This is a genomic window from Actinoplanes sp. NPDC049265, from assembly GCF_043197135.1.
Lineage (GTDB): Bacteria > Actinomycetota > Actinomycetes > Mycobacteriales > Micromonosporaceae > Actinoplanes.
Genome location: NZ_JBICSP010000003.1, coordinates 311,928 through 330,694, shown reverse-complemented (window position 1 = coordinate 330,694; position 18,767 = coordinate 311,928). Strand labels below are relative to the sequence as shown.

12 protein-coding genes are annotated in these 18,767 nt (G+C 72.9%); 4 read left to right on the top strand and 8 right to left on the bottom strand.

What is annotated here, in order from left to right:
- Positions 1–149: 149 nt before the first annotated feature.
- A complete protein-coding gene (locus ACGFIO_RS11370; protein ID WP_392825129.1) occupies positions 150–1,028 on the bottom strand; it encodes a M56 family metallopeptidase in 879 nt (292 codons plus the stop codon).
- A complete protein-coding gene (locus tag ACGFIO_RS11365) occupies positions 1,025–1,372 on the bottom strand; it encodes a BlaI/MecI/CopY family transcriptional regulator (protein ID WP_392825126.1) in 348 nt (115 codons plus the stop codon). Before ACGFIO_RS11365 ends, ACGFIO_RS11370 begins: the two co-directional genes overlap by 4 nt.
- A gap of 75 nt (positions 1,373–1,447) precedes the next feature.
- Here ACGFIO_RS11365 and ACGFIO_RS11360 point away from each other — a divergent pair, with 75 nt between their 5' ends.
- The 3 genes from ACGFIO_RS11360 to cydC are packed head-to-tail and all read left to right on the top strand — an operon-like array spanning position 1,448 to position 7,478.
- A complete protein-coding gene (locus ACGFIO_RS11360) occupies positions 1,448–2,773 on the top strand; it encodes a cytochrome ubiquinol oxidase subunit I (protein WP_392825125.1) in 1,326 nt (441 codons plus the stop codon).
- Between the two features lie 11 nt (positions 2,774–2,784).
- On the top strand, positions 2,785–3,765 hold the full coding sequence (cydB, locus tag ACGFIO_RS11355; protein WP_392825122.1) for a cytochrome d ubiquinol oxidase subunit II: 981 nt from the start codon (positions 2,785–2,787) through the stop codon (positions 3,763–3,765).
- Positions 3,762–7,478 carry a thiol reductant ABC exporter subunit CydC gene (gene cydC / locus ACGFIO_RS11350; RefSeq protein WP_392825120.1) on the top strand — a complete coding sequence of 1,239 codons (3,717 nt, stop codon included), beginning with the start codon at positions 3,762–3,764 and terminating at the stop codon, positions 7,476–7,478. The genes cydB and cydC overlap by 4 nt, the downstream gene beginning before the upstream one ends.
- Here the strand turns inward: cydC and ACGFIO_RS11345 are convergent.
- From ACGFIO_RS11345 to ACGFIO_RS11330, 4 genes are all read right to left on the bottom strand, one after another.
- On the bottom strand, positions 7,371–9,572 hold the full coding sequence (locus tag ACGFIO_RS11345; protein WP_392825117.1) for a putative bifunctional diguanylate cyclase/phosphodiesterase: 2,202 nt from the start codon (positions 9,570–9,572) through the stop codon (positions 7,371–7,373). The two genes, cydC and ACGFIO_RS11345, sit on opposite strands and share 108 nt — an antisense overlap.
- 42 nt (positions 9,573–9,614) lie before the next feature.
- Complete coding sequence (locus ACGFIO_RS11340; protein ID WP_392825479.1) at positions 9,615–10,607, bottom strand: DNA topoisomerase IB; 993 nt, start codon at positions 10,605–10,607, stop codon at positions 9,615–9,617.
- Between the two features lie 133 nt (positions 10,608–10,740).
- Positions 10,741–11,763: a polyprenyl synthetase family protein gene (locus ACGFIO_RS11335; protein WP_392825116.1), complete on the bottom strand. Its 1,023-nt coding sequence runs from the start codon at positions 11,761–11,763 to the stop codon at positions 10,741–10,743.
- 13 nt (positions 11,764–11,776) lie between these two features.
- Positions 11,777–13,198: a family 2B encapsulin nanocompartment shell protein gene (locus tag ACGFIO_RS11330; RefSeq protein WP_392825113.1), complete on the bottom strand. Its 1,422-nt coding sequence runs from the start codon at positions 13,196–13,198 to the stop codon at positions 11,777–11,779.
- Positions 13,199–13,518: 320 nt separating this feature from the next.
- Between ACGFIO_RS11330 and ACGFIO_RS11325 the strand changes: the two genes are divergently transcribed.
- The gene (locus ACGFIO_RS11325) at positions 13,519–15,531 is read left to right on the top strand and encodes a germacradienol/geosmin synthase (protein ID WP_392825111.1); all 2,013 of its coding nucleotides are present in this window, start codon (positions 13,519–13,521) and stop codon (positions 15,529–15,531) included.
- Here ACGFIO_RS11325 and ACGFIO_RS11320 read toward each other — a convergent pair.
- Together ACGFIO_RS11320 and ACGFIO_RS11315 are read right to left on the bottom strand one after the other, a co-directional pair.
- The gene (locus ACGFIO_RS11320) at positions 15,460–17,163 is read right to left on the bottom strand and encodes an ABC transporter ATP-binding protein (protein ID WP_392825108.1); all 1,704 of its coding nucleotides are present in this window, start codon (positions 17,161–17,163) and stop codon (positions 15,460–15,462) included. The two genes, ACGFIO_RS11325 and ACGFIO_RS11320, sit on opposite strands and share 72 nt — an antisense overlap.
- Positions 17,160–18,710, bottom strand: a complete 1,551-nt coding sequence (locus ACGFIO_RS11315; protein ID WP_392825106.1) for an ABC transporter transmembrane domain-containing protein — start codon at positions 18,708–18,710, stop codon at positions 17,160–17,162. The genes ACGFIO_RS11320 and ACGFIO_RS11315 overlap by 4 nt, the downstream gene beginning before the upstream one ends.
- Between the last annotated feature and the right edge of the window lie 57 nt (positions 18,711–18,767).

Sequence of the window (18,767 nt, the reverse complement as noted above, 5' to 3'; positions counted from 1 at the left end):
CGGTCACGCCGCCGGTGGTGTTCCTTGCTACGGATGTCGGCCGGGCGGCGGCTCCGCGGATCGACCGCGGTCGGTCGATAGGGGGACCGCGGAGCCCCGTTACCGTACTCCGCCCGTTGTCGCACGGAAACCGTGCCGTGACCGTTAACTCAGAGTGGCCAATTGCTGACGGCAACGCTGAGCCACGGGACGACCACGATGAGCGTGGGCAGCACCAACAGGGCTACCGCACCGACCAGCACCATCACCGAGAGTGCAACGGATCGCGGCCCCGGATCGGCCAAACGGGACAGTCGGCGATCGCGGCCGTCCCCGCCGCCCTCGTCGCTCAGGAGGGCCAGGGCACCGCGTACCGGATCGGCCCCGACGCGCCGCACGGCCGCGTCGTCGGCGACCATCTCGAGCAGCAGCCGCACCGCGTCCAGTGGCGCCCGGGACCGCAACGGGCGCGGGACGGCCTGGTAGAACGCCGTGAACGACTCACGGACGAGCTCGTGCATGTGCCGCAGGTGGGCCTGCTCGTGAGCGATCACGGCCGCGATCTGTGTGGTGTTGAGCACATCGAGCGCACCGCCGGTCAGCACCACCCGCGGTGAGCGCCCGGCGACGCAGTACGCCAGCGGTTGCGCGCCATCCAGCACCCGCAGCCCCTCGACGTCCAGACCGTGCCGCTGTTCGGCCCGGTCGAGCAGGTCGACCAGCAGCCGATGCCGGGACCGCCGGGACCGGGAGCGCCACATCACGCCGGCCAGCGAGACCAGCAGGCGCAGCACGATCACGGCGGCCACCAGCAGCGCGGCGATCAGCACGCCGGTGGCCACCCGGCGGTCAGCGCGGAAGGCGCGGATCAGCTCCTCGGGCCCGGCCAGCACGACACCGAGCGCGCACAACACCCCGGCCAGCGTGATCGCCTGCCAGAGCACGACGGCCGGGGCCGGGGCGCGGTCGGGCCACCGGGCGGCGGCCAGCAGACCCGGCGCGACCAGCGAGAGCAGCAGGCCGAGCGCGCCGAGGACGAGCGCTGTCACCCGTCCTTGCCGGCGGCCTCGATCGCCGCCCGCAGGGCCTCCGGGGGCAGCTGGCCGACGAAGTAGGCCAGGGCCGCGTCGGAGTCGGGCGTGTCGGCCAGGGCGTCCATCATCAGGCTCGCGGTCATCTGCTCACGGGTCTGCACCGGGGCGTAGAGCCAGGCGCGGCCGTCCCGTTCGCGGGTCACCACACCCTTCTTGGCCAGCCGGTCGAGCACGGTCATCACGGTGGTGTACGCGAGGTCGCGCCCGCGCAGCCCCTCGTGCACCTGGCGCACGCTGAGCGGCCCGGCGCTCTCCCACAGCTGGGTCATGACCTCGCGTTCCAGGTCTCCGAGGGGCATGTGAGCGAGTCTACTGCACGCCGTCGTACTACGCGTCGTAGTATCTACTACGGGACGTCGTAGAGGAGAAGCGCCATGGACGTGCTGGACCTGACCCGGCTGCAGTTCGCCGTGGTCACCATCTACCACTACTTCTTCGTGCCGCTGTCGATCAGCCTGGCCGGCATCGCCGCCGGACTGCAGATCGCCTGGCTGCGTACGAAACAGGAAAGGTTTCTGACCCTCACCAAGCTGACCGGCAAGCTTCTGATCATCACGTTCGCGGTCGGCGTGGTCACCGGGCTGGTGCAGGAATTCCAGTTCGGCATGGGATGGAGCGCCTTCGCCCGGTTCTACGGCGACGTCTTCGGGCCGACGCTGGCCATCGAGGGCATGCTCGCGTTCTTCCTCGAGGCGACCTTCCTGGCCCTCTGGTACTTCGGCTGGGACCGGCTGCCCCGCCCCGCCCACCTCGCGACGATCCTCGTCGTCTCGGCCGGCACCCTGCTGTCCGCGTTCATCATCCTGGCCGGCAACTCGTTCATGCAGAACCCGGTCGCCTACGAGATGGACCCGGCCACCGGGCGCGCGCATCTCACCTCGTTCTCCGACCTGCTGCTGAACAAGGTCAACCTGGCCGCGTTCCCGCACACCGTCGCCGGGGCGGTCATGGTCGGCGGCGCGCTGATCCTGGCCATCGGCGTGTGGCGCGAGCTCGACGTCTACCCTCGCCTGGGCGCCTGGCTGACCCTGATCGGCGGCGGGCTCACCGCACTGACCGGCGACCACCTCGGCAAGGTCATCACCGAGGTGCAGCCGATGAAGATGGCCGCGGCCGAGGCCCTCTACTCGACGACCACCGGGGCGCCGTTCTCGGTCTTCGCGGTCGGCGACTCGTTCCGGGTCGACGTTCCGTACCTGCTGTCGATCCTGGCCAAAGGCTCGCCCGGCGCGACCGTGCAGGGCATCGACGACCTTCAGGCGCAGTACGCGGCCCAGTACGGCCCCGGCAGCTACGTGCCGATGATCCCGGTCGCCTTCTGGTCGTTCCGCCTGATGATCGGCGTCGGGATGTTCGCCGCCCTGATCGCCGCGGTCTACCTGTGGACCTCGCGGCGCGGGCACACCCCGCACCGGCTGCTGCTGCGCTGGCTGCCACTCATCCCGCTGCTGCCGACCGCGGCCAACTCGATCGGCTGGATCTTCACCGAGACCGCCCGGCAACCCTGGCTGGCCTTCGGGCTGACCCGGGTGGCCGACGGCGTCTCCCCGGGCCTGACCAGCGCCGAGGTGATCGCCTCGCTGGCCGGATTCACCGTCGTCTACGGCGTGCTGGCCGTGGTCTGGCTCCGGCTGGTGCGCCACGTGTGCTCGGCGTCGCCCGCCGGCTCGGAACCCCGCCCGCTCGTCTCCACCTACTAGGAGCCGCTGCCATGATCACGTTCTGGTTCGCGCTGGTCGTTCTGGCCTGGGTGCTCTACTTCGTACTCGAGGGATTCGACTTCGGGGTCGGGATCCTCGCGCCGGTCCTCGGTCGTGACGATCACGAACGCGGGGCGGCCATCCGTACGGTCGGCCCGTTCTGGGACGGCAACGAGGTGTGGCTGGTCGCGGCCATCGGTGTCACGTTCGCCGCCTTCCCGGCCTGGTACGCCGCACTGCTGTCCGGCCTCTACCTACCGTTCGCGCTGGTGCTGCTGCTGCTCGCGGTCCGCGGGGTGGCGCTCGAGTTCCGGGGCAAGCACGCCTCGCCGCGCTGGCGCCGCCGGTGCGAAACGGCCCTGGCCGCGTCCTCGGCCGGGGTGATGCTGCTGTGGGGCGCGATCCTCGCCGTGTTCGCCCGCGGGCTGGCCCTGGACGGCGCCGGGGCGGTGACCGGCACCGGCCTCGGGCGCAGCCTCGGTCCGCTGTGGACGGTGTGGTCGTTGGCCGGTGCGGTGCTCGCGCTGGGCGGAGCGGTGCTGCTGGGTGCCACGTTCCTGGCGCTCCGGACGACCGGCCCGGTGCGGCGCCGCGCCCGCCGGGCGTCGATGCTCGCCGGCCTGACCCTGGCCGTCGCCACGTTCACCGCGGGCTGGGCCCTGGACAGCCGGCCCTTCCTGGTCGCGGCGATGGTCACCGTGGGCGTGACGGTCCTGGCCCGGTCCGGACGAGAGTCAACGGCGTTCGTGGGTACGGCCGTCGGCGCGGCCGCCGCGGTCGCGACGATCCTGACCGGCCATGGCGACGTGCTGCTGCCCAGCACGCTCGACCCGGCGTGGTCGCTGACCCGTGACTCGGCCGCGGCCACCGCCTCGACGTTGCGGCTGCTGACCATCGCCGGCGTGATCATCCTGCCCGGGGTGCTGGCCTACCAGGCGTACTCGTACTGGATCTTCCGCCGCCGCGTCTCCAGCGAACGGATTCCGTCATGAAACCTCGCCCCTCCTCCCCCGCTCCTTACCCCGCCGCGGCCTCCGCGCCCGCCTCAGTCCCCGCCGCCGCGTCCTCCCCGGCCGCGGCCTCCGCTCCCGCCGCGGCCGCGTCCGGTGGCTCGGTTCCGGCTCGGCGACGGGCTCGCGGGCCGATCGATCCGCGGCTGCTGCGACACGCGCGGGCCGCCCGGACCGGCGTCGGACTGCTGGCGCTGATCGGTGCCGGACAGGCCGGGACGGCGCTGATGCTGGCCGCCGGGCTGACGGCGGTGGTGGCGGGCTCGCGTAGCACCGGCCTGGTCCTTCTGGTCCTGACCTATCCCCTGCGGGCGCTGCTCGCCTGGGCCGAGCAGGTCGTGGCCCAGCGCACCGCGGCCCGCGCGACCGACGAGCTGAGGCGTACGACGCTGGCCGCGACCCTGCGCCACGGCCCCGCGTGGATCGCCCGTTACGGCAGCGGGCGGCTGATCGCGGCGCTGACCACCGGCCTGGACGCGCTGCGGCCGTGGTTCGCCGGATACCTGCCCGCGACCATCCTCGGCGTGGCCCTCCCGCCGCTGGTGGTGATCGTCATGGCGGTGGTCGACCCGATGTCGGCGATCATGACCGTCCTGACGCTGCCGCTGGTCCCGGTGCTGGGCGCGCTGATCGGCTGGGCGACCGAGGCCCGGTCCCGGCAGCGCTGGGCCGAGGACGCGCGGCTGGCCGGCCACTTCCTGGACGTGGTGCGGGGCCTGGCCACGTTGCGGGTCTTCGGCCGGGCCGAACGCCAGACAAGCGTGGTGGCGGCGATGACCGCCCAACACCGGACGGCGACCATGCGGGTGCTGCGGGTGGCGTTCCTGTCGTCGACGGCCCTGGACCTGCTCGGAACGCTGGCCGTCGGGCTGATCGCGGTCGGTGCCGGGCTGCGGGTGGCCGCCGGGGACCTGCCGCTGGCGCCGGCGCTGCTGGTGATCCTGCTCGCGCCGGAGGCGTTCCGGCCGTTGCGGGAGGCAGCCGCCCGCTATCACGCGTCGGCGGCGGCGTCGGCGGTGATCGACGACATCGACGAGGTCCTCGACGCCCCGGCACCGTCCACCGCAGCGGCCCCGGCACCGTCCGACACCGCAGCCCCGGCACCGTCTGACACGGCGGCCCCGGCCCAGTCCGACGCGGCGGCTGCACCGGACCTGGCCACCACCGTCGTGGACCGGCTGGATCTCGACGCCGCCCCCGGCGTACGCGCGAAAGACCTCACCGTCCGCCACCCGGATGCCGGGCACGACGCCCTCCGGCTGCAGCGGCTCGAGGTCCATCCCGGCGAGATCGTCGCCCTGCGCGGCTTCTCCGGCGCCGGCAAGACCACGGCCCTGCGGGTGCTCGCCGGCCTGCAACCCTTCGCCACCGGGAGCGCCGAACTCTTCGGCCCCGACGCTGTCTATCTGCCGCAGCATCCCGTCCTCCCGCACGCCCGGACCGTCGCCGACGTGGCCGGCATCGGTGCCCTCCGCGCCGTCGGCCTGGAGCGGGAACTTCCGCTCGGCACCGCGCTGGGCGAGCACGGCGCCGGCGTGTCGGCCGGCCAGCGACAACGGCTGGCGCTCGCGGCCGCGTTGAGCCAGGCGGGCGAGACTCCCCGGGTCCTGTTGCTCGACGAGCCCACCGCACACCTCGACGCCGTCTCCGAACGACGCGTCATCGCCAAGCTCCGCGCCGCCGCCGACCGTGGCTGCGCCGTGCTGGTCGTCGCCCACCGTCCCGCGCTGCTGGCAGCCGCCGACCGCACCGTCGTCGTCATCAACCCACCCGCCCACGCCTCTCCGGCACCATCCGAGCCGGCGCCATCCAAGCCGGCGCCACCCAAGCCCGCGCCATCCAAGCCCGCACCATCCAAGCCCGCACCATCCAAGCCCGCACCACCGGCGGCGGCCCAACCCTTCGCGGCGGTGCCGGCGCGGAGCGGCGAAGCCCCGGCAGACTCGGGCGGGCAACCCAAGTCCTGGCTGGTCGCGGCGGCCGCCGCGCTCGGCTGCGGTTCGTGGCTGGCCGGCATCGTGCTCACCGGGGCGGCGGCCTGGCTGCTGGTCCGGGCGGCCACCCTGCCGCCGGTGCTCAGCCTCTCGGCCGCCGTGGTGCTGGTGCGGGGCAGCGCCGTCGCCCGCCCGCTGTTGCGCTACGCGGAGCGGCTGGCGGCGCATCAGGTGGCGTTCGCGAAGCTGGGGGCCCGGCGGGCGGCCGTCTATGCCGGGCTGATCCCCCGGGTGCCCGGGCCGCGGGTGCGCCGGCGCGGCGAGCTGCTGACCCGGGTGGTGGACGATGTGGACGCCGACGTCGACGGGCTCCTCCGGGGGTGGCTGCCGGCGCTCGCGGCCGTCGGGGCGGTGCTGGCCGGCGCGGCGATGGTCGCGGCGGTGCGGCCGGCGGCGGCCCTGCCGGTGGCCGCGGGCCTGCTGGTCGCCGCGGTCGCCGCGCCCGCGCTGGGCGTGTGGCTCGAAACCCGGCGCGAGACGGGTACGGGTGAAGCACGCGAAGCCCTGCGCGACGCGATCGTGGAGACGGTCGACGGGGTCGAGGAGTTGAGTTCTCTCGGCGTACCCGAGGAGCGAAGCCGTCAGCTGGCCACCCTGGAAGCGCGGGCGGCGCGCGAAGCCGGAATCGCCGCCGCGCTGGGCCATGTCGGGTGGGGCCTGGCCGTGATCGGGGCGGCGCTGGCGTTGCTGCCCGGCGGGGCGCTCGGCCGCGAGTGGGCCGCGGTGCTGGTGCTGGGCGTGGTCGCGCTGGCCGAGCCGGTCGCCGCCCTGCCGGACGCGGCCCTGGCCCACCGCCGCGCCGTGTCCGCCCGCCGCCGCTTGTCCACAGTGACGTCCCCCTGTGGACAGCCACCCGAACTTGTCGTACCCGCCCGCTACGTTCCGACCCACCCAGTGCCCGGGGTGGGGGTGGCGGCGGACGCGCGTGTCGCAAGATCAAAAGCGGGTGCGGCGGCCGATCCGGGCGCGGCGTACCCAGGCGCCGAAGACGCGGGCGCGAAACCGGCGACCGGCGGCGTCGACGTGGCGGTGACCGACCTCGCCGCCGGCTGGACCGGCCACACCCTGAGCGGCCTCACGCTGAGACTCCCCCCGGGCTCCCGCACAGCCATTCTCGGCCCCTCCGGCGCCGGCAAGTCAACCCTGGCCGCGGTCCTGGCCCGCTTCCTCCCTCCGCGATCCGGCCGGCTCACCCTCGACGGCACCGCCATGGCCGAGATCGCCGAGGCCGACTTCCGCCGCACGGTGGCGCTGGTCGGGGACGAGACGGAACACGTCTTCGCCTCGACCGTGCGCGAGAATCTCCGCCTGGCCCGGCCCACCGCCACCGACGCCGAGCTGCGGGACGTCCTGCGGCGGACCGGCCTGGAACTGGAGCTCGACCGGCGGCTCGGCACGGGCGGCTCGACGATCTCGGGCGGCCAGCGCAAACGGCTGGCGACCGCCCGCGCCCTGCTCGCCGGCCCAGGGCTGCTGATTCTGGACGAGCCGACCGAGGGCCTGGACGGCGACTCGGCCGAGGCGCTGATGGCCGACCTGCTCGGTGCCACGGATGGCCGTACGGTGCTGGTGCTCACCCACCGTACCGACGGGTTAGTGCTGGCGGACCGCGTACTCCAGCTCGACGAGATCCAGGTCGGCGGCGGGTGTCGGGCGGGCGTACAGGAAGCCCTGACCGGTGGTGCAGCCCAGCGCGCGTAGTTCGGCCGCCTGTGACGGTGTCTCGATGCCCTCGGCGATGGTGGCCAGGTGCAGCACGTGGCTGAGCCGGATGACCGCCTCGGTGATGGCCGAGCCCTCGGGGGTGCCGTTGAGTTCGGCGACGAAGCTGCGGTCGATCTTCAGGATGTCGACGGGCAGGCGGGTCAGGTAGTGCAGGGACGAGTAACCGGTGCCGAAGTCGTCGACGGCGATGCGGATGCCGTGGCCGCGGAGGGTGGCGAGCACGGCGATGGCCGACTGGTCGACGATGGCCGACTCGGTGACCTCCAGCACCAGGGACGACGGGGCGACGCCGGTGCGGCGGAGGATGCCCAGCACGTCGTGCACCAGGGTGGGTTCCTGGAGCTGTCGCGGTGACAGGTTGACGCTGACGTAGCGCAGGCTGTCCCAGGCGGCGAGCTGGCGGCAGGCTTGTTCGAGCACGAACAGGCCGATGCCGGTGACGGCGCCGCTGCGTTCGGCGATGGGGATGAACTGGACCGGTGACACGATGCCGCGGGTGGGGTGGGACCAGCGGACCAGCGCCTCGACGGCGACGGGACGACCGGCCTCGAGGTCGATGATCGGCTGGTAGAGCACGTACAGCTCGTCGCGTTGCAATGCCTTCTCGAGGTCGTCGCTGAGCGCGGCGTCTTCGGCCCGGCGGTCGGTCATGGCCGGGTCGTACGCCTGCCAGCCGTGCGTGGCGGCCCGTTTGACCTGGTACATCGCCACGTCGGCGCGGCGCAGCAGCTCCTTGGGGGTGTCGTCCTCGGAGCCGAGGGTGAGTCCGATGCTGGCCCGGATGGGCAGGCTGTCCTCGCCCAGCCGGACCGGGTTGGCGGCGGCCATGGTGAGCACGCGCTGGGCGACCGCGCCGGCCTGTTCGACCCCGGTGACCTCGGTGAGCAGGACGGCGAACTCGTCGCCGCCGATCCGGGCGGCCACGTCGCCGGTGCGGACGACGCTGCGCAGGTGGTGCGCGAACTCGGTGAGCACGGTGTCGCCGGCGGCGTGCCCGTACGCGTCGTTGATCAGTTTGAAGCCGTCCAGGTCGACCAGGAGCAGCGCGTACGGTTCGCGCCGGCGCCGCGCCCGCCCGATCGCCTCGTCCAGGCCGGTGCGGTTGGCCAGGCCGGTGAGGGCGTCGGTGACGATCCGGTCGCGGCTCTCCCGCAGCGAGATGACCTGCCGGACGGTGATCGCCGCGGCCATGGTGATCAGCCCGAGGACGAGGCCGCCCCAGGGCAGCATGTCGTTCTCCTTGATGGTGACGACGACCATCAGGGTGCCGCCGATGACCATGGCGGCCACCGGCAGGTGGGTGGACCAGCGGAGGTCGGGCCGGGTGGGCCGGTCCGGCTGTGGCCGGGGTGCGCGGGCCAGCATCGGCGCGATGGTCATGAGCAGGCCGCCGACGGCGATCAGGAAGTTGGCGTACGGGGAACTGACCAGCATCGAGCTCTGTGTCTCGATGCCGGACCAGAGCGCGTCCCCGGTGAGATAGAGGGCCATGCCGGCGACCAGCAGGGCCAGCGGGCCGGTGGGCCGTCCGATCGCGCCGCGCAGCAGGGTGACCGCGACGGCCAGCAGCATCAGCAGGTCGCCGATGGGGTAGCCGATGTAGCCGATCCAGGACAGGCTGGGCGGCGTACCGGCGATGATCGGGTTGATCACGAAGTACCAGACGACCATGAATCCGCCGGCGACCACGCTGAGCGTCTCGGCGAAGAACGCGGCACGGACCCGGCCTTCGAGGCGCTGGGCGGGCGCGAAGAGCACCCCGAAGGCGAAGAACCCGAACGCGCCGAGCCGCACGGTGACGCCGATCCACCACAGCTCGGGGATCCGCAGCGCGCCTTCGGCGGCCAGCAGCACGAACGTCACGATGGCGCACAGGCGTCCCAGGGCGAGCATCCGCCACAGCAGTGCGTCGCCGCGCCGGGCGGCGCGCAGGCAGGCGACCAGCCCGGTGATGTCGAGCACCAGCATGGTCAGACCGAGCACGTACGCGCGCTGACCCGGTTGGAACAGGGTGTACGCCTGCCCGCCGAGCACCAGGAGTACCAGAACGCTGATGCCCCACCCACGCACAATCCGCCCCATGTACGGCAGTTCGGCAGGCGGTGGCGGATATTAAGCGTCGGAGAGCATCTCCAGTACCTCTTGTTCGGCCTGCTCGCGGGGCGTGCCGGGGTCGACATCGGCCACCGTCCCTCTCTCGTAGAGGTCGACCACCCGCGGGTCGACGTACGAGGAGCGGGCCACGGCGGGCGTGTTGCCGAGCAGCTCGGACACCTCTTTCATGGCGTGCGAGACGGCTTTCCGGCGTTTGTTCCCGGTCGGCTGGGGCCCGGCGGCGGCCAGCTCACCGGCCGCTTTCACGGTGCCGTGCCAGGTCCGGAAGTCCTTGGCGGTCATCTGTTCGCCGCTGACCTCGCGCAGGTAGTCGTTGATCTCGTCGGCGCCGACGGTCCGCCACCGCCGCGCGTGCGGGTCCCAGTATGCGAACAGCCGCTTCTCGCCGCGCCGCCGCCGCTTGAGTTCGCGCAGCACGGCGCACACCTCGCCGTCGCCGACCGAGCGCTCGTGCTGGATGCCGGATTTGCCGGGGAACTCCAGCAGCACGCAGCCGCCTCTGGCCCGGCAGTGGTCGGGGCGCAGCGTGGACAGCCCGTAGGACGGGTCTTCGCTCCGGTCGGCGTACTGGGCGCCGCCGACCCGGAACATGCCCATGTCGAGGAGCCGGACGATGGCGGCGAGCACCCGGTCGCGGCTCAGGCCCCGGCCGCTGAGGTCGGCGCGGAGGCGTTCGCGCATCTCGGGCAGGCGTCCGGCGATCTCCAGGGCGTGGTCGAACTTGGCCTCGTCCCGGGTGGTGCGCCAGGTCGGGTGGTAGATGTACTGCTTGCGGCCGGCCGCGTCCTTGCCGGTGGCCTGGATGTGCCCGCGCGGGTCGGTGCAGATCCACACCTCGCTCCAGGCCGGCGGGATGACCAGTTCCTTGATCCGCTCGGCCTGTGAGAGGTCGGTGAGCCGGGTGCCGTCGGTGTCCAGGTACACGAACCCGCGCCCGGACCGCCGGCGCCCGTACCCGGGCCGGCCCAGTTTGCTGCGCCGCAATCGCATGTCGCCGCGGATGCCCGTGCGTCGCATCGGCAAACATAAAGATCGGACCGTTGACCCGGAGCCCGCTGCATAAAGAGCGGCGCATAGAAAGTAGCCCCGGGCGGCGGATGCCGCCCGGGGCTACCACCCGGGCTCAGCGGTCGCGGCGGGTCAGCAGCCGGGCGACGGTGCCCAGTTCCCGCTCGGCGGGCGCCGGGGAGCCGGCCTCGGCCAATTCCCGCAGTGCCTCGTCGAGCAGCGCGTCGGCCCGGGCCTGGCACCAGGTCCGGGCACCGCACTCCTCGATCAGGTCGGCCGCCCGGGCGGCGTCGGCCCCGGTCAGCCCGCCGTCGCGGTACAGCTCGGCCAGGGCGGCCGCGGCCGGTTCACCCGAGTGCAGGGCGGCCACCACCGGCAGGGACTTCTTTCCGGTACGCAGGTCCGAGCGCACCGGCTTGCCGGTGACGGCCGGATCGCCCCAGATCCCGAGCAGGTCGTCGGTGAACTGGAAGGCCAGCCCGATCAGGTGCCCGAACCGGGCCAGCCGGGCGCACGCCGCCGGTGACCCGCCGCCGGCGACCGCACCCAGTTCGGTGGCGGCCGACAGCAGTGCCGCCGTCTTGGCCTCGGCCATCGCCTCGCACCGGGCCGGTGTCACGTCGCCGCGGCGCTCGAACGCGAGGTCGGCCAGCTGCCCGTCGATCAGCCGCTGGACGGCCGTGCCGAGCAGCGCGGCCGCGCGTACCTCGGCCTCGATGGTCTGACCGGCCAGCGCGAGCATCGCGTCCCCGGCCAGGATGGCTGGTCCGACCCCGTGCACGTTCCACAGCGTCGCCCGGTGCCGCCGGGTCCGGTCGCCGTCCATGATGTCGTCGTGCACGAGCGAGAAGTTGTGCACCAGCTCGACCGCCACCGCGGCGGGCACGGCGACCGCGGCGTCGGCGCCGACCGCCCGCGCGGCCAGCAGCGTGAGCAGCGGCCGGACCGCCTTCCCGGCGTACTCGCGGGCCGGGGCGCCGGCCGCGTCGCGCCAGCCGAAGTGGTAGTCGACCAGCTCGGCGGTGGCCGGCGGGAGCGTCGCCACCGCCGCCCGCAGCGGCGGGTCGACGGTGGCTCGGCTCCACTCCAGCAGCGCGGCCACGGTCCGGACCGGTGTCCCCAGCTCAACTGCGACCATGCACGCGCCTCCCTCAGTCGCGGCCGAGGCCGACCTGGACGTTGTCCAGGATGCCGAGGGCGTCGGGCACCAGCACCGCGACCGAGTAGTAGGCGCTGACCAGGTACGACATGATCGCCTTGTCGTCGATGCCCATGAAGCGGACGTTCAGCCCGGGCTCGTACTCGTCGGGGATGCCGGTCTTGTGCAGCCCGATCACGCCCTGGTCGTCCTCGCCGGTACGCATCGCGATGATCGACGTGGTCCGGGTGCCGGAGATCGGGATCTTGTTGCAGGGCAGGATCGGCACGCCGCGCCAGGCCGGGATCTGGTGGCCGTTGAAGTCGACGGTGTTCGGGTAGAGGCCGAGCCGGTTGCACTCCCGGCCGAACGCGGCGATGGCCGACGGGTGGGCGAACAGGAACTGGGTCTTGCGGCGGCGGCTGAGCAGCTCGTCCAGGTCGTCCGGGGTGGGCGGGCCGGTCCGGGTGTGTATGCGCTGCTTGAGGTCGGCGTTGTGCAGCAGCCCGAAGTCCCGGTTGTTGATCATTTCGGACTCCTGGCGCTCGCGCAGCGCCTCCACGGTCAGCTTGAGCTGCTGCTCGACCTGGTCCATGGGCTCGTTGTAGAGGTCCGCGACCCGGGTGTGCACGCGCAGGACGGTCTGGGCGACGCTCAGCTCGTACTCGCGCGGCGCGGTCTCGTAGTCGACGAACGTCCCCGGCAGCTCGTGTTCGCCCTCGTGGCCGGCGGACAGGTCGATCTCGGCCTCGCCGTGCCGGTTCTGCGGCCGGCCGTGCCGGGCCAGGACCGACCGCACGTGCTCGCGCAGCGTCTCGGACTGGCCGTTCATCCGGTCCAGGGCCGGCCGGGGCAGGGACAGCACGGTGCAGTGGGTGGCCGCCTTGGCGGTGAAGTTCCACAGCTCCAGTTCGCCGCCGAGGGCCTGGTCGCCGAAGTAGTCGCCGTCGGCCAGGACCCCGACGATCGACTCGTCGCCGTAGTCGCCGCGGCCGATCTTGTTGACCTTGCCGTGGGCGATCAGCACGATCTGGTCGACCGGCTGCCCGGCCTCGACGATGACCTGGCCGGCGTCGTACTCGCGCTGCTCGAACCGGGCCGCCAGCTCGGTCAGCACCTCGGTGTCCTCGAAGTCGCGCAGCAACGGCAGCTCGCGCAGCTCGGCCGGGACGACCGAGACCTCGGCGCCGACGTTGGTGAAGGTCAGCCGGCCGTCGCCGACGGTGTAGGTCATCCGGCGGTTGACCCGGTACGCACCGCCGACCACCTGCGTCCACGGCAGGACCTTGAGCAGCCAGCGCGAGGTGATGTTCTGCATCTGGGGCGGCGTCTTGGTCGTGGACGCCAGATTGCGCGCGGCGGCCGTGCTGAGGGCCTGCCGCCGCTGTTCCGCGGAAATCTCGTTGTCCGACCGTCCGGTGTCGACAGCAGTCACGCGAAAACCACCGTTCTTGAAGTTGTTACGCACTTGCAGGGCGGGCCAAGTTATATCCGAGAAATGGCGTGACACCCGTTCGGCGACACGTTTGTGTCACCTCCTCGTGGTTAACCACTGTGGAACACACGCTGCGCCCGGGTGACTTTGGTACGCACGCTGAGCTGGGGATGTATGGTCGGCGAGGTTCTGGCCCAGGATCAGGAGCTCATATGTCGACATTTACACTTCCCGATTTCTATCTGCCTCATCCGGCGACCCGGAACCCTCATGAGGAGCACGCCCGGAACCATTCCGAGGAATGGGCGCGCACACACGGGATGCTGGACGCCGGGTGCTGGGACCTGGAGAAGCTCCGCCGCAACGACTACGCGCTGATGTGCGCGTACATCCACCCCGACTGCGACGCCGAGATGCTCGCTCTGATCACCGACTGGTACGTGTGGGTGTTCTTCTTCGACGACGACTTCCTGGCCCGGTTCAAGTACAGCCGGGACCTGGGCGGGGCCCAGCGCTACCTGGACCGGCTGGAGCGGTTCATGGGCGAGGCGCCGCCGGCACCGGAGAATCCGGCCGAGTCGGGCCTGGCCGACCTGTGGGCGCGGACCGTGCCGTCCATGTCGGACGGCTGGCGGCGGCGCTTCGCGCGCAGCACCCACAACCTGATGGTCGAATCCATGTGGGAACTGCGGAACATCGCCGAGGGCCGGATCGCCAACCCGATCGAGTACATCGAGATGCGCCGGCGGGTCGGCGGCGCGCCGTGGTCGGCCAACCTGGTCGAGGTGGCCGCCGACGCCGAACTGGCCGAGCACCTGGCCGGGCTGCGGCCGCTGCGCGTGCTGCGGGACACGTTCTCCGACGCGGTGCACCTGCGCAACGACCTCTTCTCGTACGAGCGGGAAGTGACCGAGGAGGGCGAGAACTCGAACGCCGTGCTGGTCTTCGAACGCTTCCTCGACATCGACACCCAGCAGGCCGGCAAGCTGGTCAACGAACTGCTCACCTCGCGCCTGCACCAGTTCGAGCACACCGCGCTGACCGAGATCCCGGCGATGGTGGCCGAGCACGCGGTCGCGCCCCCCGACCAGCTCCGGATCGCCCGCTATGTCAAGGGACTGCAGGACTGGCAGGCCGGCGGGCACGAGTGGCACGCCCGGTCGAGCCGCTACACCAGGGTCTCCCGGACCCGGGGCCTGGGCCTGTCGGCGACCGGCCTGGCCCGCCGCTATGCCCAGCACGGACACGTGCCGATCGGCCGGCGCCCCGGGCACCTCCCCGTCCCGGATCTGTATCTGCCGTACCCGGTCCGGACCAGCCCGCACCTGCCCGCCGCGCGCAGGCACGGCACGGTCTGGGCCGAGGCGATGGGCCTGTTCGCCGGTGACCTGTGGAACGCGCGGCTGTTCGACGGCTTCGACTTCGCGCACTGCGCCGCGATGATCCACCCGGACGCCACCCCGGACCAGCTCAACCTGTCGTCGGACTGGCTGGCCTGGGGCACGTACGGCGACGATCTCTTCCCCGTGCGCTACGGCCGCACCGGCGACCTGGCCGGCGCCAAACTGCAGAACCTGCGCCTGTCCGCCTTCATGCCGCTGGACGACACGCCCACCCCGGCGCCGATCAACCCGGTCGAGCGCGGCCTGGCCGACCTGTGGCGGCGCACCGCCGGCCCGATGGCCCCCGAGGCCCGCGCGCGGTTCCGGGCCGCGGTCGAGTCGATGACCGCCGCCTGGCTGTGGGAGCTGGCCAACCAGGTGCACAACCGGGTGCCCGACCCGGTCGACTACGTCGAGATGCGGCGGGCCACCTTCGGCGCCGACCTCACCATGAGCCTGGCCCGCCTCGCGCACGGTGAGCTGGTGCCCGACGACGTCTTCGACACCCAGGTGATGCGCCAGATCGACTACGCCGCGCAGGACTACGCGTGCTTCGTCAACGACCTGTACTCGTACCAGAAGGAGATCGAGTTCGAGAACGAGATCCACAACATGGTGTTCGTGGTCGAGCGGTTCCTCGGCTGCGACCGGAGCGCCGCCCGCGACATGGTGGCCCGGCTGATGGAGGGCCGGATGCGTCAGTTCGAGCGGCTGGTCGCGGTCGAGCTGCCGGCCCTGTGCGAGCAGTACGCGCTGACCGAGCGGGTGCGCCGGCAGCTGACCCGGTACGCGGGCGAGCTGACCTACTGGATGTCGGGCATCGTGCGCTGGCACGAGACCTGCACCCGATACCGGGAGAAGGACGTACGCGAACGCTTCTCAGCCGTGCCAGGTACGCCACAGCGCCGCGTAGGGGCCGTCCCGTCCCACCAGTTCGTCATGACTGCCTAGCTCGACGATCCGGCCGTCGTCCATGACCGCCACCCGGTCGGCGTCGTGCGCCGTCTGCAGACGGTGGGCGATCGCGATCACCGTACGGTCGTGCAGCACCGCCGCCAGAGCTCGCTCCGCCGTCCGGGCGGCGGTCGGGTCGAGCAGCGCGGTCGCCTCGTCCAGGATCACCGTGTGCGGGTCGGCCAGCAGCACCCGGGCCAGGGCCAGCTGCTGGGCGCGGGCGCCGTCCAGCGGGTGTTCGCCCAGGTCCAGGTCGAGGTCGGTGGCCCAGCCGGCGCCGACCCGGTCCAGCGCCCGGCGCAGCTGCTCGTCGGGCGCCGCGATCATCAGGTTGTCCCGCAGCGACTCGGCGAACACGTGGTGCTCCTGGGTGACCAGCACGACGTGCCGGCGCAGCTCCTCCGGCGGCAGGTCGGCCACCGGCACCCCGCCGACCGTGATGCCGCCGGTCCGCGGCCGGTCCACGCCCGCTATCAGGCGGCCGAGCGTGGACTTCCCGGCGCCGGAGAGCCCGACGACCGCCAGCCGCTCCCCCGGCCGCACGGTCAGGGTCACGTCGTGCAGCACGTCGCGCCCTTCGTCGTACGCGTAACGCACGCCGTCGACCTCGATCCGCTCGCCGTCCGGGCGACGGTCCTCGTAGGCGGCGACCGGCACCGCGGCCAGGCCCTCGATCCGGGCGAAGGAGGCGCCGCTGCTCTGCAACTGCTCGATCCAGATCGTGATCGCGTCCAGTGGCCCGGCCAGTTGGCGCAGGTAGAGCACCGCGGCGCCGACGGTGCCGACCGACACCCAGCCGCGGGCGGCGAGATAGCCGCCGGCGAGCAGGATGATCACGATCGGCACGGCGTAGGACAGTTCGACCGTCGGGAAGAAGAAGGTCCGCAGCCGCAGCGTGGCCATCCTGGTCCGGCGGGTCTCGGCGATCGCCGCGCGGCCGATCCCCAGCCGCAGCCGGGCCAGCCCGAACGCCTCGATGGTGCGGGCGCCCTCGACGGTGGCGGTGAGCTCGTCGGCCAGCCGGGAGTCGGCCGCGCCCTCGCGCAAGTACGCGTCGCGGGCCACCCGCAGATACCACCGAGTGACGAACCAGATGCCGCCGAACCCGGCCAGCCCGGCCGCGCCCAGCGGCGGGCTGAGCACCAGCACGGCGCCGACCAGGAAGACCATCTGGACGAACGCGCCGGTCAGCGCGGGCATGATGTCGCGGACCGACTTGGCCACGGCGTCCACGTCGTTGGTGCCGCGGGCGGCCAGGTCACCGCCGGCCACGCGTTCGACCACGGCGGCGGGCAGGGCCAGGGCGCGGTCGGCGAAGTTCTCGCGGATCCGGGCGGCCGTACGCTCACCGAAGTTGGAACCGGCCCACAGCGAGTACCGCAGCAGGATCGTCTGGGCGACGGCGCAGCCGAGCACGCCCAAGGCGTAGTGGTCGACCTGCGACGGGCCGGCGCCCGCGGTGACCGCGTCGATGATCTTGCCGAGCAGCCAGGGGCCGCCCAGCCCGGCCACGGCGGCCAGCGCGTTGAGCACGAGCACCCCGGCCACGGCCCGGCGGTCGGCGGCGAGCAGCCGGACGGCCGCCGTGCGGACCTGGGCCGGCGACGCGATCGGCAGCGCCGTGCTCATGCGTGCTCCTCCTCGAACACCCGGGTGACCAGTTCGCGGTAGCCGGGCTGGGACCGCAGCAGCTCGTCGTGCCGGCCGGAGGCGGCGACCCGGCCGTCGACCAGGTAGTGCACGACGTCGGCCCGGGCCAACAGCACCGGCGACGTGGTGGCCAGCACGGTCCCGCGGCCGGACCGCACGTCGGTCAGCCGCCGCGCGATGGCCGCCTCGGTGTGCGCGTCGACGGCCGAGGTCGGCTCGGCCGCCAGCAGCATCTCGGGGTCGGCGTGCAGGACGCGGGCCAGGCGCAGACGTTGCCGCTGGCCGCCGGAGAGGTTGCGGCCGCGCCACTCCACCGGGCGGTCCAGGTCGGCGGCGATGTCGTGGGCCACCGCGGCGTCGATGGCCCGGCGTACCCGGTCGTCGTCGCTCTCCCCCGGCCCGGCCACCACCTCGCGCAACGTGCCCGCGAAGAGCTCCGCGTCGTGCCGCGCGACCAGCACGCGCTCGCGCACCTCGCCCCGGGCCATCCGGTCCAGGCGGCGGCCGTTCCAGGTGGCGTCGGTCTCGCCGTAACGGCCGAGCCGGTCCAGGATCGCCTCGGCGTCGCCGGTCCGCGCGCCGGCCAGCACGGTGAACCGCCCGGCCTCGGCGGTGACGCGGGAGACCGGGTCGCTCAGCGGCGCCGGCCCGGCCGGTGCGGGCTCGCCGTCCTCGGACTCGACGGGTACGCGCAGGAAGGACGCCACCCGCCGGGCGGCGACCAGGCCGCGGGTGATGTCGAAGCCACAGAAGATCAGCACGTCGACCGGGACAGCCAGCAGCGACGTCCAGCCGTAGACCGCGATCAGCTCACCGATCGTGATCTCGCCGCCGGCCGCCATCCGCGCGCCGATCCAGGTGACCACGGCCAGGAACAGGACCGGCAGGCCGGTGCCGAGCGCCCCGACCCAGCTCGACGACACCCCGACCCGATAGCCGAGGTCGCGCAGCTCGTCCGACTCGGCGCGGTACCGGCGCAGGTGCGATTCCTTGCCGCCGAGCCCGTTGAGCACACCGAGGCCGCCGAGCACGTCGACCAGCCGCCCGGCCAGCGAGCCCTGCCGGGCCCGGTAGCGCTGCCCGGCCGACTGGACCCGGGCCAGCATCGGCCCCACCACCAGCGCCAGGACCGGTACGCCGGCCAGCACGGTGACGGCCAGCAGCGGCGAGGTGTGCCAGAGCAGGACCGCCAGGACGCCGTAGGCCACGACGCTGGCGATGCCGACGCCGCCGACGTTCATCGACCGGGAGATCACCCAGACGTCGGAGATGCCGATGGTGACGACCTCGCCGGCGGTGATCCGGCGCGGCAGCCCGGCCCCGAGCCTGGTGGCGTGCTCCAGGACCAGGTCGGCGGTCATCAGCCCGGCGTTCGTGCGCAGCCTGGTCATCGAGCGGTGCCGCATGATGCCGAGGACGGCGCTGGCCGCCCCGACCGCTAGGACACCGGCGGCCCAGGCGACCAGCACGCTCATCCGCTGTGCGCGCAGCCCGTGGTCGATGGCCTGGGCCAGCAGCCAGGGCATGGCGGCGAGGCTCGCATACCACAGGGCGGCGTACCCGGCCCCGGTCGCGACCCTCCG

Coding starts and splice junctions, on each gene's coding strand:
- ACGFIO_RS11365 (WP_392825126.1), bottom strand. CDS start 1,372: ATGCCCCTCGGAGACCTGGAACGCGAGGTCATGACCCAGCTGTGGGAG.
- ACGFIO_RS11360 (WP_392825125.1), top strand. CDS start 1,448: ATGGACGTGCTGGACCTGACCCGGCTGCAGTTCGCCGTGGTCACCATC.
- cydB (WP_392825122.1), top strand. CDS start 2,785: ATGATCACGTTCTGGTTCGCGCTGGTCGTTCTGGCCTGGGTGCTCTAC.
- cydC (WP_392825120.1), top strand. CDS start 3,762: ATGAAACCTCGCCCCTCCTCCCCCGCTCCTTACCCCGCCGCGGCCTCC.
- ACGFIO_RS11340 (WP_392825479.1), bottom strand. CDS start 10,607: ATGCGATTGCGGCGCAGCAAACTGGGCCGGCCCGGGTACGGGCGCCGG.
- ACGFIO_RS11335 (WP_392825116.1), bottom strand. CDS start 11,763: ATGGTCGCAGTTGAGCTGGGGACACCGGTCCGGACCGTGGCCGCGCTG.
- ACGFIO_RS11325 (WP_392825111.1), top strand. CDS start 13,519: ATGCTGGACGCCGGGTGCTGGGACCTGGAGAAGCTCCGCCGCAACGAC.
- ACGFIO_RS11320 (WP_392825108.1), bottom strand. CDS start 17,163: ATGAGCACGGCGCTGCCGATCGCGTCGCCGGCCCAGGTCCGCACGGCG.
- ACGFIO_RS11315 (WP_392825106.1), bottom strand. CDS start 18,710: ATGCCCTGGCTGCTGGCCCAGGCCATCGACCACGGGCTGCGCGCACAG.